The 14,792-nt window shown below is 36.0% G+C and carries 19 protein-coding genes; 10 read left to right on the top strand and 9 right to left on the bottom strand.

Annotation, left to right across the window (positions count from 1 at the left end; all coding sequences use genetic code 11):
* The first annotated feature begins 81 nt into the window (after positions 1-81).
* Together EDD72_RS08595 and EDD72_RS08590 are read left to right on the top strand one after the other, a co-directional pair.
* Positions 82-1,191: a rhomboid family protein gene (locus tag EDD72_RS08595; RefSeq protein WP_132769354.1), complete on the top strand. Its 1,110-nt coding sequence runs from the start codon at positions 82-84 to the stop codon at positions 1,189-1,191.
* A 341-nt stretch (positions 1,192-1,532) separates the two neighbouring features.
* Positions 1,533-2,054, top strand: a complete 522-nt coding sequence (locus tag EDD72_RS08590) for a hypothetical protein (RefSeq protein ID WP_132769352.1) — start codon at positions 1,533-1,535, stop codon at positions 2,052-2,054.
* A gap of 78 nt (positions 2,055-2,132) precedes the next feature.
* On the opposite strand, the gene EDD72_RS08585 is transcribed toward EDD72_RS08590, so the two are convergent.
* The 3 genes from EDD72_RS08585 to bacA all read right to left on the bottom strand — a co-directional run bounded on the left by EDD72_RS08585 (position 2,133) and on the right by bacA (position 4,714).
* Positions 2,133-2,792, bottom strand: a complete 660-nt coding sequence (locus EDD72_RS08585) for a lysophospholipid acyltransferase family protein (protein WP_243643809.1) — start codon at positions 2,790-2,792, stop codon at positions 2,133-2,135.
* A 56-nt stretch (positions 2,793-2,848) separates the two neighbouring features.
* Positions 2,849-3,628, bottom strand: a complete 780-nt coding sequence (locus EDD72_RS08580; protein ID WP_165895019.1) for a glycosyltransferase family 2 protein — start codon at positions 3,626-3,628, stop codon at positions 2,849-2,851.
* Between the two features lie 267 nt (positions 3,629-3,895).
* The gene (gene bacA / locus EDD72_RS08575; RefSeq protein ID WP_132769346.1) at positions 3,896-4,714 is read right to left on the bottom strand and encodes an undecaprenyl-diphosphate phosphatase; all 819 of its coding nucleotides are present in this window, start codon (positions 4,712-4,714) and stop codon (positions 3,896-3,898) included.
* Between the two features lie 195 nt (positions 4,715-4,909).
* Here bacA and EDD72_RS08570 point away from each other — a divergent pair, with 195 nt between their 5' ends.
* Positions 4,910-5,890, top strand: coding sequence for an MGDG synthase family glycosyltransferase (locus tag EDD72_RS08570; protein ID WP_132769344.1), 981 nt, complete (start codon positions 4,910-4,912; stop codon positions 5,888-5,890).
* A 103-nt stretch (positions 5,891-5,993) separates the two neighbouring features.
* Here the strand turns inward: EDD72_RS08570 and EDD72_RS08565 are convergent, their stop codons facing one another.
* From EDD72_RS08565 to EDD72_RS08545, 5 genes are all read right to left on the bottom strand, one after another.
* Entirely contained in the window at positions 5,994-6,275 is a 282-nt protein-coding gene (locus EDD72_RS08565) for a hypothetical protein (RefSeq protein ID WP_132769342.1), read from the bottom strand.
* A 21-nt stretch (positions 6,276-6,296) separates the two neighbouring features.
* Positions 6,297-7,619 (bottom strand): VTT domain-containing protein, encoded by a 1,323-nt coding sequence (locus tag EDD72_RS08560; RefSeq protein ID WP_132769340.1) that lies wholly within the window; start codon positions 7,617-7,619, stop codon positions 6,297-6,299.
* A 71-nt stretch (positions 7,620-7,690) separates the two neighbouring features.
* Positions 7,691-8,518: a hypothetical protein gene (locus tag EDD72_RS08555; protein ID WP_132769338.1), complete on the bottom strand. Its 828-nt coding sequence runs from the start codon at positions 8,516-8,518 to the stop codon at positions 7,691-7,693.
* 13 nt (positions 8,519-8,531) lie between these two features.
* A complete protein-coding gene (locus tag EDD72_RS08550; protein WP_132769336.1) occupies positions 8,532-9,020 on the bottom strand; it encodes an anti-sigma factor family protein in 489 nt (162 codons plus the stop codon).
* A gap of 9 nt (positions 9,021-9,029) precedes the next feature.
* Positions 9,030-9,569: an RNA polymerase sigma factor gene (locus EDD72_RS08545; protein ID WP_132769334.1), complete on the bottom strand. Its 540-nt coding sequence runs from the start codon at positions 9,567-9,569 to the stop codon at positions 9,030-9,032.
* A 242-nt stretch (positions 9,570-9,811) separates the two neighbouring features.
* On the opposite strand from EDD72_RS08545, the gene EDD72_RS08540 reads away from it, so the two are divergent.
* The 6 genes from EDD72_RS08540 to EDD72_RS08515 all read left to right on the top strand — a co-directional run bounded on the left by EDD72_RS08540 (position 9,812) and on the right by EDD72_RS08515 (position 12,444).
* The gene (locus EDD72_RS08540) at positions 9,812-10,390 is read left to right on the top strand and encodes an RNA polymerase sigma factor (RefSeq protein WP_132769332.1); all 579 of its coding nucleotides are present in this window, start codon (positions 9,812-9,814) and stop codon (positions 10,388-10,390) included.
* 18 nt (positions 10,391-10,408) lie between these two features.
* Positions 10,409-10,633, top strand: a complete 225-nt coding sequence (locus EDD72_RS08535) for a DUF1659 domain-containing protein (RefSeq protein WP_132769330.1) — start codon at positions 10,409-10,411, stop codon at positions 10,631-10,633.
* 31 nt (positions 10,634-10,664) lie between these two features.
* Positions 10,665-10,883 (top strand): DUF2922 domain-containing protein, encoded by a 219-nt coding sequence (locus EDD72_RS08530; RefSeq protein ID WP_132769328.1) that lies wholly within the window; start codon positions 10,665-10,667, stop codon positions 10,881-10,883.
* A gap of 89 nt (positions 10,884-10,972) precedes the next feature.
* Positions 10,973-11,122 carry a YvrJ family protein gene (locus EDD72_RS08525; protein ID WP_132769326.1) on the top strand — a complete coding sequence of 50 codons (150 nt, stop codon included), beginning with the start codon at positions 10,973-10,975 and terminating at the stop codon, positions 11,120-11,122.
* A 114-nt stretch (positions 11,123-11,236) separates the two neighbouring features.
* A complete protein-coding gene (locus EDD72_RS08520; RefSeq protein WP_132769324.1) occupies positions 11,237-12,025 on the top strand; it encodes an SDR family oxidoreductase in 789 nt (262 codons plus the stop codon).
* Positions 12,026-12,057: 32 nt separating this feature from the next.
* Entirely contained in the window at positions 12,058-12,444 is a 387-nt protein-coding gene (locus EDD72_RS08515; RefSeq protein ID WP_132769437.1) for an Asp23/Gls24 family envelope stress response protein, read from the top strand.
* 78 nt (positions 12,445-12,522) lie between these two features.
* Here the strand turns inward: EDD72_RS08515 and ftsW are convergent, their stop codons facing one another.
* Complete coding sequence (gene ftsW, locus EDD72_RS08510) at positions 12,523-13,629, bottom strand: putative lipid II flippase FtsW (protein ID WP_132769322.1); 1,107 nt, start codon at positions 13,627-13,629, stop codon at positions 12,523-12,525.
* A 201-nt stretch (positions 13,630-13,830) separates the two neighbouring features.
* Between ftsW and EDD72_RS08505 the strand changes: the two genes are divergently transcribed.
* Positions 13,831-14,259: a CBS domain-containing protein gene (locus EDD72_RS08505; protein ID WP_132769320.1), complete on the top strand. Its 429-nt coding sequence runs from the start codon at positions 13,831-13,833 to the stop codon at positions 14,257-14,259.
* The last annotated feature ends 533 nt before the right edge of the window (positions 14,260-14,792 follow it).

Genomic DNA, 14,792 nt, shown 5'->3' with positions numbered 1-14,792 from the left:
TTCGAAAAGGATGAACGGATTACAATTTCCAAATTAAAAAGGTTTTCTGTATTAAATTTTGCTTAGAAAGGGGCTAATCTTGTGCTAAAAGATAATATGGACCATTCGGATTACACTGAATTAGTAACAGAGATTGAGGAAATTGAAAATCGAAAAAGACGAGAAATTCAAAGAATCTTTCAACATGGAAAACCTTATTTTACCTATATTCTGATTGGGATCAATGCTCTTATCTACTTACTAATGGAAATAAAAGGTGGGAGTACAGATCCAAGAATTTTACTTCAGTTTGGTGCGAAGGAATCCTATCTCATTACCCAAGGGGAGTATTGGCGATTGATTGCTCCCATCTTTCTTCATATAGGTTTTATTCATTTTGCTTTAAATAGCACTGCCCTTCATTATCTTGGACAAATCACAGAAAGAATTTATGGTTCGTTTCGATTTTTTATCATCTATCTAATGGCAGGAATCATTGGTAATATAATAAGTTTTCTTTTTTCACCAAATACAATTGGTGCAGGGGCATCAGGAGCTATATTTGGTTTGTTTGGGGCTTTACTTTATTTTGGATATGTTTATCCAAGTTTGTTTTTTCGAACAATGGGCAAGGATATCTTGGCCGTTATTGCGATCAATCTCATTTTTGGTTTAGCTGTTGCGAATATTGACAACTATGCGCATATTGGAGGACTTATTGGTGGATTTTTTGTCTCAGCATTTGTTGGTTTACCACAACAAAAAAGAAAACGCTACGGAATGGCAGTCATTGCGATATTGTTTCTCGTTTTAGTATTTTCCTCTACTTGGTGGGCAATTCAGAACAGAGAAGTGAAAGGGAGCCAAGCATTAGTCATTGTGGGAGAGGATGCCTTAAAACAAGATGACGATCAAAAGGCTTTGAAAATTTTTCAACATTTGGTGGAAGTAGAACCAAAAGATGCAAATTATCATTTTTATTACGCATATACTCTAGATCAATTGGGCAATTTAAATACGGCAAAAGAACATTATCAAAAGGCCATTCAATTTGATCCGAACATCTACCAAGCTCATTTTAATATTGCGCGAATTTTACTCTTACAACATAAAGAAAGAGAAGCGATTCCTTATCTAAAAAAGGCTATAGAAATTAACCCCCAGTTTAAAGAAGCAAAAGAGTTGTTACAAAATATTCAATCAAATCAATGAAGTATTTTTAATGTGCGAATAGCGAGTGGCTGTTCGTTTTTTATTTGTCGCTACTTTTGGAATATACGAACCCATACTTTATATCACTAGCTTATATGATTCTATAAGCTACGACATAGCACGACTTGCAACTTTAGTTGCACAACGTAACTAGTGCCCTATGGGTGCTTTAGCGAGCGAGCTTTCCCATCTACCCTTTATTCAAGGGAATCCGTAAGGTTAGGAGTAGCGTTAGAACATACAAGCCTATATTTCTATTGAAGAAGTTTCTGTCGAAAACTTGAAATAAGAACATATGTTTGTATATAATAAAGAAAAATGCGGAGCGAGGGTGGTTTTGGATGAAGAAGAATCAATTTTATCCTTTTATGTTAAAAGGAAGTGCGTTTTTTGCAGAACCAATTCAAGATCGGGGATTATTACTTAAGGTATTGTATCAGGATGGTACCAAGGAAATATTTTCAACAACAGCGCAATCGTTTCTAAATCAGATGATTCATTTTTTCGGTTATGACTTGGTTCCATTACGCAAACAGTACGGACAAGCCATTGGGAAACAGCAAATGGTTCCATTGCCTTTATTAGAGGATTGGATTTTGATTCCGTTAAAACTTTCAAATCAGCCTAATGGGGAGTTCTTTACAGGCTGGGTGGTTGCTCAGTCAATGGTTCATATGGAAGAGGAAAATAAATCCATTACGAAATTATTTTTAGAAGGGAATCATATGATCTATTGTGGTCATCGTCTATCTTTTTGTGATCAACAGATTCGGCATGTAGCTCTTGTTCAGCATCGCTATCGGTTACTTCATGGAAAAGGAAATTTACAACTAAAAGAAGGACGTCTTTCTTATTTTTTGTAAATATAATAAATGAAAAAAGCTACCTTATCATCATAAGGTGGCTTTTCATTTGATCGAAAATACATTTAGCGATTATTATCAGATATCTCCAGATTTTTTTGCTAAATGATTAAGATTGGCATGAATCTCCTGAACTACTTTTTTTCGTTCTACGTTAAAATCTACTTCATCTCGAAAATAGATTTGTTTATCTGCGATTAACATTTTCTTTTTCTTACTGGCATACAGTGGGATAAAACATACATGTTTTCCAGTTGCTTTATAATAGTATTTTTCTAAGTATAGAAAACCATCGTACATTTCTTTTATATTTGATGAATGATCACGATAATCAATATCTGGAAAAATCACGATGCTTTCCCCTCTACTTAATGCATCCACGCTAAGATTAAAGGTCGTTAATATTTTTCTAGAACCTCTGTAAACAGGAATGCCCTTTCCAGAATTTAAGAGTTTTGAAACAAAATAGGATAGCGGTAAAGCAAAAATTTTTGCTAGATTCCTATTTAATCCATATCTTTTTGTAAAAGTATAATCAACGTATTGCTTAAAACAGGAAGATTGATCAAGAAAAACATTGAGAATCCAGGCATGTAAACATTTTGGAAACCAAAGCAACGTTACAAATGGACCAAAAAGATTTTGATGGTGAGAAACATACACAACTGGGCCATTTATATTTTTCGGAATCTGAACAGAATATGTAGGATAAAATTTTCTAATGATAGCACGAATCATTCTAAATAATATCCCATAACAATTATTCTTCATTACTTTCACCAACAATCGATTTTTTACACCCACAAATACATTAGTGAAATGAGCAACAAAATAAAACTGATAATACCAATTAATCGAGAGGTAATTGTTGAAAAAGAATCATGTAGGAAGCCAGAAATGAGTTGAGTTAGAACCCTTATAGAATCTTGTATAGAATTATAATGAGAAGTAGCATTGTTATTAAAATATAAAGTTTGTATCGATATCTCACTGAACTTTATATTCATTTTTTTTGCATAAATCAACATATTCATTTCATATTCGTAGCGTTCTCCTTTAAGTTCCAGAATCTGTAGAAGTTCTTTTTTAGGAATTCCTCTTAACCCTGTTTGCGTATCTTCTAGTTTATAGCCAAATAGAAGTCGAAATAGAAGACTTGTTGTTCTGTTTCCTATATAACTACGAAGTGGAACGTTGGATTGTTTAAAATCTCTAACCCCTAGAATGATTCCTCCGTTACTGTTCTCTAATGCCTTTGCTACTTTACAAACATCTTCTACTGAATGCTGTCCATCAGCGTCAGCTGTGATGACACCTTCTAAATCCTTATGGTGTTCTAGAAAATATTTAAAAGCAGTTTTTAACGCTCTACCTTTACCTTTATTTATTTCATGCGTCAAAACAGTACAACCTTCAATTGTATTTAATTCCGTAAAGATATAGGTTAATTCTTCTTTACTACCATCATTTACAACAATAATCTGTTCAGCACCTTCTGCTAATAATCTTTTGACATAATCTAGCAAACTATTTGTTGGATTAAGGGCAGGTATGATTATCGCATAATTTCTCATCATAATCCTCCTCTCAACCATTCATAGAAAATGAAATCAATTAAATCAAATCATAATATATGTAGAAACATCTACTATTTAGGAGGTATTTCCATTAATTTAAACTTATCAAATGTGAAGGTATTTTTCATTATATTTTTGTTTTTCAAATGTCGGTTTTTAGTACAAAGGTAGATTACTTTTTCCATAAGAGAAAAAAGGGGATGTAGCCCCTTTTTTTCGACTTCACACTGGTATATCAGTTGGTATGATGTAGAAATCCAAGTATTAACCCCTTAATATAAAGAGCCAAAATAAGGCCGCTAAAATAAAGCGGTAATAAGCAAAAGGTGTTAATTTGACTTTTTGTAAGAGTTTAAGGAAAGAGACAACCGCTAACCAAGCAACGATAAAAGAAACAATAAATCCCACGGCAAAGAAGCCTATATCATTCACTGATAGGTACTGATAACTTTTTAATAAATCATAACCACTAGCTGCAATCATCATAGGAATTGCAATGATAAAGGAGAATTCTGCAGCTGCTTTATGATTCGTTCCAACCAACAATCCTCCTGCAATGGTAGCTCCTGAACGAGAAAAACCTGGCCAAAGCGCGAGAATTTGCGAAAGACCAATCAAAAAGGCTTGTTTATAAGTAATTTCATCTACAGTGGCAGCAGTAACTCTTTTATTTCGTTTTTCCGCGTAAATCATAAAGATTCCACCGATAACTAAACCAATTAAAACGGTATATGGTGAGAAAAGATAAGTCTTTATTACTTTATGAAGAAGAAGTCCCATCAGCATCGCTGGGAAGATGGCAACAATGATATGGATCAAATTTAATCGACTTGCTGTAACCTCATGATTCTCCGACTCCAATCCTTTCTTCCATCCTAGTAAGCCAAGAACCCTTTGCCAATAGAGGAACGCTACGGCTAGAATTGCCCCTAATTGAATGACGATTTCAAACGTTTCTGCTTTTTCCCCCGTAAAATGAAGGAGTTCTCCAGACAAAATTAAATGTCCAGTTGAGGAAATTGGTAAAAATTCTGTCAATCCTTCTACAATTCCTTGAATGACTGCAATCAAATAATTGTGCATAAATAAATCCTCCTAAATTTTTTCTTAGCTTTTCAGCATCTCAAATGACAATCAAAAAGACATAACTTATTTTAAAAAAGTTCACTATTGTTAATAAAAATGAATGAACTTTTTTAATTAGGGATTCGTCCTTTTTAATAGTAGCATAGAGAACGAATATTGAGATGATTGACAATTAAAAAGGAGAAATTAAAAATGAACAAACGTATTCTAATTCTATCGGAGGCTTTTGGGGCAGGGCATACGAAGGCAGCTGAAGCCATTAAAGAAGGGATAAGAATTTATCAACCGACTTGGCAAGTAGAAATGATTGAGTTAGGAACATGGTTACGACCAACTTTAAGCCATTGGATCAGCGAAATTTATTTAAAAACGATCAAATATTCACCTAAACTTTGGGGCGTATTATATAAAAAAGTTCAAAATCGCACAGTTAAACCTCACTTTGAGCTTTTACTGCATTTCATCTATGCAAAGGTCATGCAATTAGTTAGAGAGAAACAGCCTGATTTAATCATAGCTACTCATCCCTTCCCAAGTGCGGTGATTTCCCGATTAAAACGGATGGGAATTAAGATTCCGTTACATGTCGTTATTACCGATTATGGTGCACATGGAACATGGATTAATGAAGGTGTAGATTACTATTACTTATCCAGCTTTGAAATGAAAGAGTATTTTATAAGGTTAGGAGTTCCAAATGAACGGATTTTTGTAACTGGGCTACCTACTCATCCAATGTTTTGGAAAAGGGAGGAACAAAGTTTCATTCGAGAAAAACTAGGACTAGCAAATAAGCCGACGATCTTGTTTATGGGGGGAGGATTAGGAATTGGCTTGGATCGAGGAATCCTTGATACCCTTTCTGATTATCGAGATAAGTTTCAATTTTTAATTGTGACGGGAAAAAATACGAAATTATACCATCAACTCCAATTGCATCCTTTATCTCATCACCCAAACATTCGTATTTATCCTTTTGTAGAAAATGTTGATGAATTAATGGATGCCTCTGATTTTATCGTTACGAAACCAGGTGGTATGACTACAGCCGAAGCGATTGCTAAAAGTATTCCTATGATCTTATTCAATCCTATACCAGGTCATGAACAGGAAAATTTAGATTTCATCCAACAAAGGAAACTTGGGATTGCTATCATGATGTACATGAATTAAAAAGTTTACTTGAACAATATATAGAAAACCCTTCTCATCTATTATCCTATTTCCGGATCCACTCCGATTCTAATTTTGGGCAAAAGACCGTTGAGCAAATGATTCAAAATGTGCTAGGATGCCATAAAACGTTGTTGAAACCATAGAATGACCACTGGGGAGAAACCGTCATTTTTGTAACATTAGGGGATGTAAAACTTTGAATGTATTGTGTAACAATGGTATCAAATATACCAAGTTCATTAAAAAGTAAGTCTTCTACAAGTTTAGCAAATACAAACAGAAGCAAAATTCCAATGGCAAGCCCAAAAACCAATTGTTTCCCAATTCTTAAAACGGAGGTATGAACGATATGGAAGAATTTTTGATACATCTGTTTAAACATTAGTATTCACCTCTATATTTCTTATAATGGGCAGCCATCATAATTTTCTACTGATTTTTTTTTGCTCATTTTCCTTAACAATCTATAAACCTCAAGCAAAATCACATTTAAACTTAACCATACCCCACCAAATACATATCCACCGACAACATCACTCGGGGCTTCAATTCGGAAGTAGATACTACTAATACCAATCAAAATCAAGATGATAAAAACAATGAAGATAGAGATGTTATGCAACCATATATTTTTAGTATGGCGTAGTAATAAGAAGACGGTAAATCCATAGATCACAATGGCCATTAAGGATTGTTCACTAGGGAATGTATTCATGGACTTATCAATTGGAATAGGAGAAAGGCGATGAAAGATGAGACGAAGACTTTCATTTAAGATCTCGCCTCCGATAATGACAATTGCAAGAAAAAGTGATTCCAGTTTTCTGTCGTTGCTTTTTATCATTATCCATAACCATGTAATAAGAATTAAGGGAATGAGGATAGGAAACAAAACCAGAACTCTAAAGCCTTTCATCCAATTATCCCAGTTGGGTTTAAATATTAGATTAACTAATAAGATAGTGATTTCATTAAATTGAACAAACTCATTACTAATGAAGTCTTGAATTAATCCAATCATAAGCATAAATAATCCAAGAAAAACAATACTTGCTATCGTTATAAGGATCTTAACACGTCCTAAAGTATGGAAGGTAGCAATTGCTTTTTGCAATTTTGATTCTAAGCGTTCTTTTAATCTTAATTTGTAGGTGCGATAAATATAGATAATTGCAATACCAATTGCCAAGGTAATTCCACCAATAATTAAGTATCTTTTTATTGAATTGTGAAATTGTTCCCATTGAGGGCCTAATATTTTTCCTAAGGAAATAAAAGTACTTACCCATATAATTGCACCAGTATATGCGTAAGTTGCAAAGGTTCGAAAAGGAATCTGTGTAATTCCAGAGAAATAGCCTGTAATATGGCGAACCCCAGGAATAAAATAAGCGATGATTAATAACTTATTTCCATATTTCTTAAACCATATGGAGGTTTTTCGCAAACGTTCAGGTCCCATATGGATATATTTCCCGTATTTTTCAAAGAAGGGATTACCTAATCTGTACCCAATCCAATAGGATAGAGTCATCCCCAAAATAGCTCCTAAACTTGCAGCAATAATGCTTAATCTCCAAGAAAATTGACCCTGATATGCTAGAAAGCCAGTGTAACTCATCAGAGCTTCCCCAGGTAAGGGAAAAGCAATCATTTCTAAAAAAAGTGATGAAATTAATACAAGATAACCGTATTTTGCGATGATTGTTACAATCCATGTAAACATGTAAAATAGTGACCTCCGAAGGTGTTTTTACTATATTTTTTTGTTCTTTCCTTAGAGTAACCAAAATTACCCTATATTTTTCGTTTCATCCATTTAAAGACCGATAAAGTCATGATTCCCATTGAAAACCAGACTAGAATCATGAACAGCACACCACCGAAGAATGGAAAGTTAATCCCTGCAACTAGAGCGCTCGCACCCACTAAGGGAATCTTCCAATCATCTTCTTTATTTCGTAATAGATAAGCGCCGACCATTTTACTTAGTGTGGCCAGACTCACGACCAGAAATCCGAGTGTAATGGCCAAAAGAATCACAACGATTGGAATCCCAATGACCGTAATCGTTAGCAAAATACTCACAGCAAAGAACAAGATACTTGTTGCGATTCCGATGAGAATGAGCCGTTTTGGTGATTCAGTAATTTGATGTTGAATCGGATCCAATCGTTTATTTGCTAAAAATACCGTTAAAAATAACAAGAGTATGAGCAAGATACTTAACCCAAATTTGACAATCCAGATTCCAATTATGATCGACAGACCGAGTAATAGACTATTTAGGATTTCGTGATGAAACGAAAGATTCAGGATATTATCTGTAACCCTTGCACCGTGTTCTTGGTGAATTTCCCCACCTAATACCATCACTAATCCTTGAATTTGTGCAGATTGTTTAATGGTTAAATCTCCATTTATTACAATGACTGCATCCCTAACTGTTCCTTCAATCGTGGCATTGTTTCCAATCACAACAACGTTTTCTATGGATTGATTTTTTGAAACGTTTGTATGTTTTCTCTCGATAATATTTTGATTGGCTGCAAATCCAGGAACAGTAAAGACAAACATGATGATCAATACCATAATGGCAGTAAGTTTTCGTTTTCTTTTTAACATTTGCGACAACCCCTTAGTAGTATGCTTTTTTGACCATTAGACGGCGTAATGACCAAATAGAAAATAGAATAGCGATTAGAGAAAGGAAAATGATTACTCCTAACAAGTATGGAACAATGTGAATCACCACTGGAATGATGCTCAACAGTACTTTTGTTACCGATGAGATGATTCCAAAACTTAGAATTAGTGGTTGAGATGTAATTAAAAGTGAAATGACGAAAAGAGGCAAGATGAACTGTAACCACGGAATTTTATTAATCATCAATGGAATTTCTGTTTCTCCTTGATTAATTCTTTCCATAATCTTTTGTTCAAGATCTTGTGGGATTTGAATAGAGCGATATGTTAGAGTAATTAGTTCCTTCATCTTTTTTAAATCATTATATAATTCTAAGCAATTTTCACAGGACATTAAATGTTCTTCGATTAAGTTCCGTTCAAATACTTCTAATTCATCATCTACATACGCAGAAATCAACTCTACATCAGGATGATTCATTTCATCACCTCATTTTGAAAGTTCATTTTTTAGTGCTAACCGTGCATGATACAAACGAGATTTTACTGTTCCTGAAGGGACCTTTAATAACTTTGCGATTTCATCATAGGAATACCCCTGAATATCACGTAAAACAATGACTTCTCGATGTTCTAAAGATAAATTTTGCATAGCCTCTTGGAGGGTTAACTGGAGATCCTTTCTTTCTATTAGCCTGCTTGATGGAGGAGGATTTGGACGAGTGAGTTGATCCAAGTTCTCACTTGTCACAGTAACTTTTTTCTTCCGTTTTTCTATTAGATCATAACAGAGATTGAAAGTGATCTTCGTTAACCAAGAAGTAAATGCATAAGCACTTTCTAAAGAAGATAACGAGTAGTAAATTTTCACGAATACCTCTTGAGTTACATCCTCGGCTTCCATATGGTCACCAAGCATAGCATATGCCTGTCGGTAAACAGCCCCTTTATATCTCGTAATTAATTGTTCAAAAGCATCTTGTTTTCCCTCTTTTGCTTCAGAAATGAGTTGAAATAGTTCCTGATCCATGAAAGACACTCCATACATAGCGGGATAAATTAAAGCGAATAGTCTTAGTTTACCTCGTTAATATAAAAAGACGCACATTTTAAAGGAAAAGTTCAATAAAACCAAAATTTTTGAATTGTAAACAATATTCGAATATATGTTCTTATCAACGTGATAGACGATATGACAAAGAAAATAGATTCGGATAAGGTCAAGTTGTGCACAAATTCCGAAGGTCGGCCTTCCATTTGAGGTGTATATCAATGGAAGAAATCGTAAGACAAGCACAGCAAGGCGACCAAAATGCATTAGCCATATTACTAAAAAAATATCATCCTTTGATTGTTACGTTTGCAAATAAAAGATATATTCATAATAACTTTGAAGATACCTTACAAGAGGCGCGTCTTGCTTTTATTCTTGCAGTTAAGTATTATGATCCAAGCTATGGTGTATTTTTTGGTCATTATATCAAACAGAGAATCTGGCAGCATCTTTTTTCACTAATGAAAAAGGAACAGAAATGGAATCATGTCATTTTTTTTGAAGGATGGCAAGGAGAAGGACATCGGATATTGGTTGATCATATTGATCTTGAATTTACAATTTGGAAGGAACAGTTGGCTAGTCTTTTATCTGAACGGGAAAAACAACTTTTTGAATTACATTGGATTCAAGGCTACTCTATTTCTGAAATTGCGGATCGATATAAAATCTCAATCAATACAGTTAAGACCTGGAAAAAACGAGCAGTCAAAAAGTTGGCAAAGTTCTTGTCACCCACTAAGCAAATAGATTCCACTATAGTAGATGTAACCGGCCGGGGACAAAAATATTCGTAATAAAGGAGAGGATGTAAAATGGCAGTAAGTCGTATCGCAGATCTTTCTAAATTAGTGATTACTTCGCAAATCGGAACTGATTCTCAAGGTCAGCCGATCTTAAAGTCAAAAACATATAACGGGGTAAAAGCAGCGGCTTTAGACCAAGATGTTTATGATGTAGCACAATCCCTTGGATCTTTACAAAAGAATCCAGTCTACCGTGTCGAACGCATCGATCGTGAAGAAATTATTCAAGCCTAATGAAATGTAATCTCTAAAGGAGGAATGACAAATGACAACGAAAACACTTGAATTATTATTCCAAACGACAGAAGGAAAATCTGCTCGAATCGTATTAGCGGATCCAGTCGATCCTATTGACACCACAAAAGTGCAACAAGTAATGGACCTGATTGTATCCAAGAACATCTTCCAATTCTCTAGTGGCGAATTGGTCGCAGCAATAGATGCGAGAGTTGTTGAAAAAACAATTACTGATCTAATCGCTTAGTGTAGATGAAGTCGTTTAAAAGAAGTGGGGAGATTCATTCTCCCCATTTTCTTTAGTATGGTACGTTTAAAACGAAGGAGATGAGCACAATGGAACAATGGATTCCTGTCATTGGAGAAGTAGGTTTTCCTATCGTGATTACCATGTACCTACTTATCCGAATTGAAGGAAAACTGGAAGTCCTATCAAACTCCATTTCTGAATTAACCAACAGTATCTCAACTATGAAACGTTCTTAGAAACAAAGCGAAGGCAACACATGAGGTGTTGTCTTCTTTTCATTCTTTTCCCAATCTTTGATATAATAAAATAAGCAATGCGAGAATAAGATTACATAGGGGAGGGCTTGATTCATGGAATTAGGCTTAAAAGGGAAGGTTGCATTTATAACAGCTGCTAGTAAGGGACTAGGAAAAGCCATCGCAATGGAGCTAGCAAAAGAAGGAGTAGAGTTGGCGATTTCAAGCCGTGATGAAGAACAAATTGCAAAGACTGCAGAAGAAATCCGTAAAGTAACAGGAACACGGGTCGAGTCGATGGCGGCAGATGTCAGTAAACCAGAGGATATTCAACAATTTGTACATACGATGATCGAACGTTTAGGAAAAGTAGATATCTTAGTTTTAAATGCGGGTGGTCCACCAAGCGGTGAATTTATGCAGTTTGATGATGAAACATGGGAAAAAGCCTTTCAAACCAATCTAATGAGCGTCGTCCGTATGGTTCGGGAAGTAGTTCCTCATATGCGTAAAACTGGCGGAGGTAAAATCATAACGATTGCTTCTTCATCAGTGAAAGTTCCAATACCTGGATTAGTTTTATCCAATACCTTTCGAGCAGGAATTGCAGGCTTAATGAAAACTTTATCCATTGAACTAGCGCAAGATAATATTTTAGTGAATGTCGTTGGCCCAGGACGGATTGCCACCGATCGCTTGAAGGAATTAGATCAAGCAAGAGCGAATAAATTAGGAAAGTCAGTAGAAGAAGTAAAAGAGGAAATTGTACAAACCATTCCATTAAGACGATATGGTGAACCAGAAGAATTTGCGAAAGCAGTCGTGTTTTTAGCTTCTGACGCTAATTCCTATATTACCGGGTCTACCGTTATGATTGATGGCGGAATGGTTCAAGCTTTATAAAAACAAAAAAATGAATAGGAGATGATCGCATGATGACAGAGGAAAGAGAAACAGGTAAGATCAAAATAGAAAGTGATGTTGTAGCCATGATTGCTGGACTTGCTGCTACTGATACAGAAGGCGTTGCCAGTATGTCTGGTGGGATAACAGAAGGCCTAGCAAAAAGAGTAAGTGGTAAAAACGTTACAAAAGGAGTACGAGTAGAAGTTGGTGAAACAGAAACCGCAATCGATATCCGCGTTGTCATTAAATACGGATATAAAATTCATGAAGTTGCTAGAAAACTTCAACAAAATGTAAAAGAAGCAGTTGAATCAATGACGGGATTACATGTTGTAGAAGTAAACATCCATGTTGAAGGAGTAGAACTACAAAAAGAAGAACATGAAACAGAAGAAGAAAATATTCGCTTAAAATAAACGTAAAATGACGTAAAAATCGTCTGGGACAATAAAACCCAGACGATTTTCTTTTTTTATGCCAATATATGGTTCAATTCACTGGCCTTTATTATTTTCCCTCGATAAACTTAGAATTATCCCCATGGCAGTCATTGACATAATCAATGCTGAACCCCCTGCACTAATAAAGGGCAAGGGTACTCCTGTAATTGGGATTGTTCCCGTTACTCCACCGATATTAATAAATGCTTGAATCCCCAGTAATGTCACGATTCCAACTCCCACCAATGCACCAAAAGGATCTTTTGTTCGCAAAGATACAACCAATGCTCGCCATAATAACAAGAGGTAAATGAGCAAAAAAAGCGTAACTCCTACAAGTCCTAATTCTTCTCCCATTACCGAAAAGATAAAATCTGACTGTGGATAGGGCAGATAGAAAAACTTCTGGATTCCTTTTCCAAATCCTGTCCCAAATATGCCGCCATTGCCTAATGCCAGAAGCGATTGAATTAACTGGTATCCACTACCCCACGGGTCTTTCCAAGGATCCATGTACGAAGTGAACCGACTAACACGGTAGCTTTTTGCAATTACAATTGGAATTAGCGCAATTGTTCCAATAAGACCTAAATACAAAATATGTTTAAGATTAGCCCCAGCAGCAATAATCATGACACCTGCAGTTAATACGATGATCATGCCTGTTCCTAAATCAGGCTGCATAGCTATCATTCCAAAAATGAACAACGTAATGATCAGTGGTGGGAGTAATCCATGTTTAAATGAACGCATTTTATCTCCTTTTTTGGCCATGAGTCCTGCTAGATATACAATCAAACCTAATTTGGCGAATTCGGAGGGTTGAACGGTAAAGGAACCGATTCCAATCCAACTACGTGCACCATTTCGTAATTGCCCTAATCCAGGAACAAATACTAATGCCAAAAGGAGAATTGATCCAAGAAGAAAGTAAACAAACTTTTCTTTATAAAAACGAAACGGTATATTCATTGTAATGGACATGGTAATAAAACCAATACCCGCCCATAAAAGTTGTCGCTCGGTAAAAAACCAGCGGTTGCCCATATTCCAATAGGAGATGGTAAAACTGGCACTAAAAATCATCACGATTCCAAAACCGACCATTCCGAGAGTCAGAAAAAGCAATAAAAAATCGGGCGTTCCACGTTTGTGTTTCATGTTGTCTCTCCTTTCCTTCATCACATCAAATATATTCCATATCTCGTACAATTTTTCCTGCTAAATCTTGTTTTTTTCTGGTAAGGTGGATCGGGGCGTTATTATTAGATACAAATATTTATTCGTCCATAAGTTTTTTATTTTTTCATTGCATTGGTTTTTAACAGTCAGGGAAAGATAAAAAAAGAAAAGGAGGGAATAATGATGCCCAATTTACGAGATATTATGACTACAGATGTAGCTACCGTTACACTTCAGGACAATGCCTTTGAAGTGGCTGAAAAAATGGAAAAGCTGAATGTGGGTGCCATTCCTGTCGTTGAAGGCGAAAACGTAATCGGTATGATTACAGACCGTGACTTAGTCCTTCGTGGATATGCGCAAAAACGTTCCGGTTCTACTGCGATTGAAGGACTAATGACCAAAGATGTTGTCGTTGGAACCCCTGATATGTCCGTTGATGAAGCAGCAAAACTGATGGCTGAAAAACAAATCCGACGTTTACCCGTTGTAGAAAACGGTAAGCTTGTCGGCATTGTTTCGATCGGTGATTTAGCCGTAAGAAATGAATCTGCTGATGAGGCAGGTCAAGCGTTAAGTAAAATTTCTGAACCATCCAATGAAGCATAAGATATTTTTAAATTCTTCGGGTTAACCCATCGTGGTTGACCCTTTTTATTGTGTGCCGGGCATGTGCTGCAACTTGGCGGTGAAAGTCCGCTAAGGGCTTGGCAGTGGGAACCTTTAGCCAAAGGCAAGGGCGTCCATCGTGAGGTGGAGTCTGAAGGAAGCCAGAGGCAAAATCCCGCCTCGATGAATAAGAACTACATATGAGGCTGTTTAAGACGGATGAGTTTGCAATACAAAACAAAGTCCAGCACTGCCCGAATCTTAAGCAGTAAATGTAGCGAGGGCATGGGATGAAAGTGGTAGCACTTACCCCGGGAGGTCTGCTGAATATGTCACCGACAAGAAGGATATAATTTCCTACAGTGATAACCCATATAGTAATGTATGGCTGAATCAGCAGAAGTCAGCAGAGGTCATAGTGCGTGCGTGGCAGCACGATCATCAGGTGGGTTAAAGTCCCGCTGAGCCTCGGACTAGGGGGCTCATATCCAAACCCGGGGGTAATGCCTCGGGGGCCGGCAATTTTGTTGCCG

The sequence above is a fragment of the Tepidibacillus fermentans genome (genome assembly GCF_004342885.1).
GTDB lineage: Bacteria > Bacillota > Bacilli > Tepidibacillales > Tepidibacillaceae > Tepidibacillus > Tepidibacillus fermentans.
This window is presented reverse-complemented; position numbering and strand designations above follow the sequence as displayed.

What these genes read in the sequence shown, in the direction of transcription:
- EDD72_RS08590 (WP_132769352.1), top strand. Translation starts at nt 1,533, where the DNA reads ATGAAGAAGAATCAATTTTATCCTTTTATGTTAAAAGGAAGTGCGTTT.
- EDD72_RS08585 (WP_243643809.1), bottom strand. Translation starts at nt 2,792, where the DNA reads ATGATTCGTGCTATCATTAGAAAATTTTATCCTACATATTCTGTTCAG.
- EDD72_RS08580 (WP_165895019.1), bottom strand. Translation starts at nt 3,628, where the DNA reads ATGAGAAATTATGCGATAATCATACCTGCCCTTAATCCAACAAATAGT.
- bacA (WP_132769346.1), bottom strand. Translation starts at nt 4,714, where the DNA reads ATGCACAATTATTTGATTGCAGTCATTCAAGGAATTGTAGAAGGATTG.
- EDD72_RS08570 (WP_132769344.1), top strand. Translation starts at nt 4,910, where the DNA reads ATGAACAAACGTATTCTAATTCTATCGGAGGCTTTTGGGGCAGGGCAT.
- EDD72_RS08565 (WP_132769342.1), bottom strand. Translation starts at nt 6,275, where the DNA reads ATGTTTAAACAGATGTATCAAAAATTCTTCCATATCGTTCATACCTCC.
- EDD72_RS08560 (WP_132769340.1), bottom strand. Translation starts at nt 7,619, where the DNA reads ATGTTTACATGGATTGTAACAATCATCGCAAAATACGGTTATCTTGTA.
- EDD72_RS08555 (WP_132769338.1), bottom strand. Translation starts at nt 8,518, where the DNA reads ATGTTAAAAAGAAAACGAAAACTTACTGCCATTATGGTATTGATCATC.
- EDD72_RS08550 (WP_132769336.1), bottom strand. Translation starts at nt 9,020, where the DNA reads ATGAATCATCCTGATGTAGAGTTGATTTCTGCGTATGTAGATGATGAA.
- EDD72_RS08545 (WP_132769334.1), bottom strand. Translation starts at nt 9,569, where the DNA reads ATGGATCAGGAACTATTTCAACTCATTTCTGAAGCAAAAGAGGGAAAA.
- EDD72_RS08540 (WP_132769332.1), top strand. Translation starts at nt 9,812, where the DNA reads ATGGAAGAAATCGTAAGACAAGCACAGCAAGGCGACCAAAATGCATTA.
- EDD72_RS08535 (WP_132769330.1), top strand. Translation starts at nt 10,409, where the DNA reads ATGGCAGTAAGTCGTATCGCAGATCTTTCTAAATTAGTGATTACTTCG.
- EDD72_RS08530 (WP_132769328.1), top strand. Translation starts at nt 10,665, where the DNA reads ATGACAACGAAAACACTTGAATTATTATTCCAAACGACAGAAGGAAAA.
- EDD72_RS08525 (WP_132769326.1), top strand. Translation starts at nt 10,973, where the DNA reads ATGGAACAATGGATTCCTGTCATTGGAGAAGTAGGTTTTCCTATCGTG.
- EDD72_RS08520 (WP_132769324.1), top strand. Translation starts at nt 11,237, where the DNA reads ATGGAATTAGGCTTAAAAGGGAAGGTTGCATTTATAACAGCTGCTAGT.
- EDD72_RS08515 (WP_132769437.1), top strand. Translation starts at nt 12,058, where the DNA reads ATGACAGAGGAAAGAGAAACAGGTAAGATCAAAATAGAAAGTGATGTT.
- ftsW (WP_132769322.1), bottom strand. Translation starts at nt 13,629, where the DNA reads ATGAAACACAAACGTGGAACGCCCGATTTTTTATTGCTTTTTCTGACT.
- EDD72_RS08505 (WP_132769320.1), top strand. Translation starts at nt 13,831, where the DNA reads ATGATGCCCAATTTACGAGATATTATGACTACAGATGTAGCTACCGTT.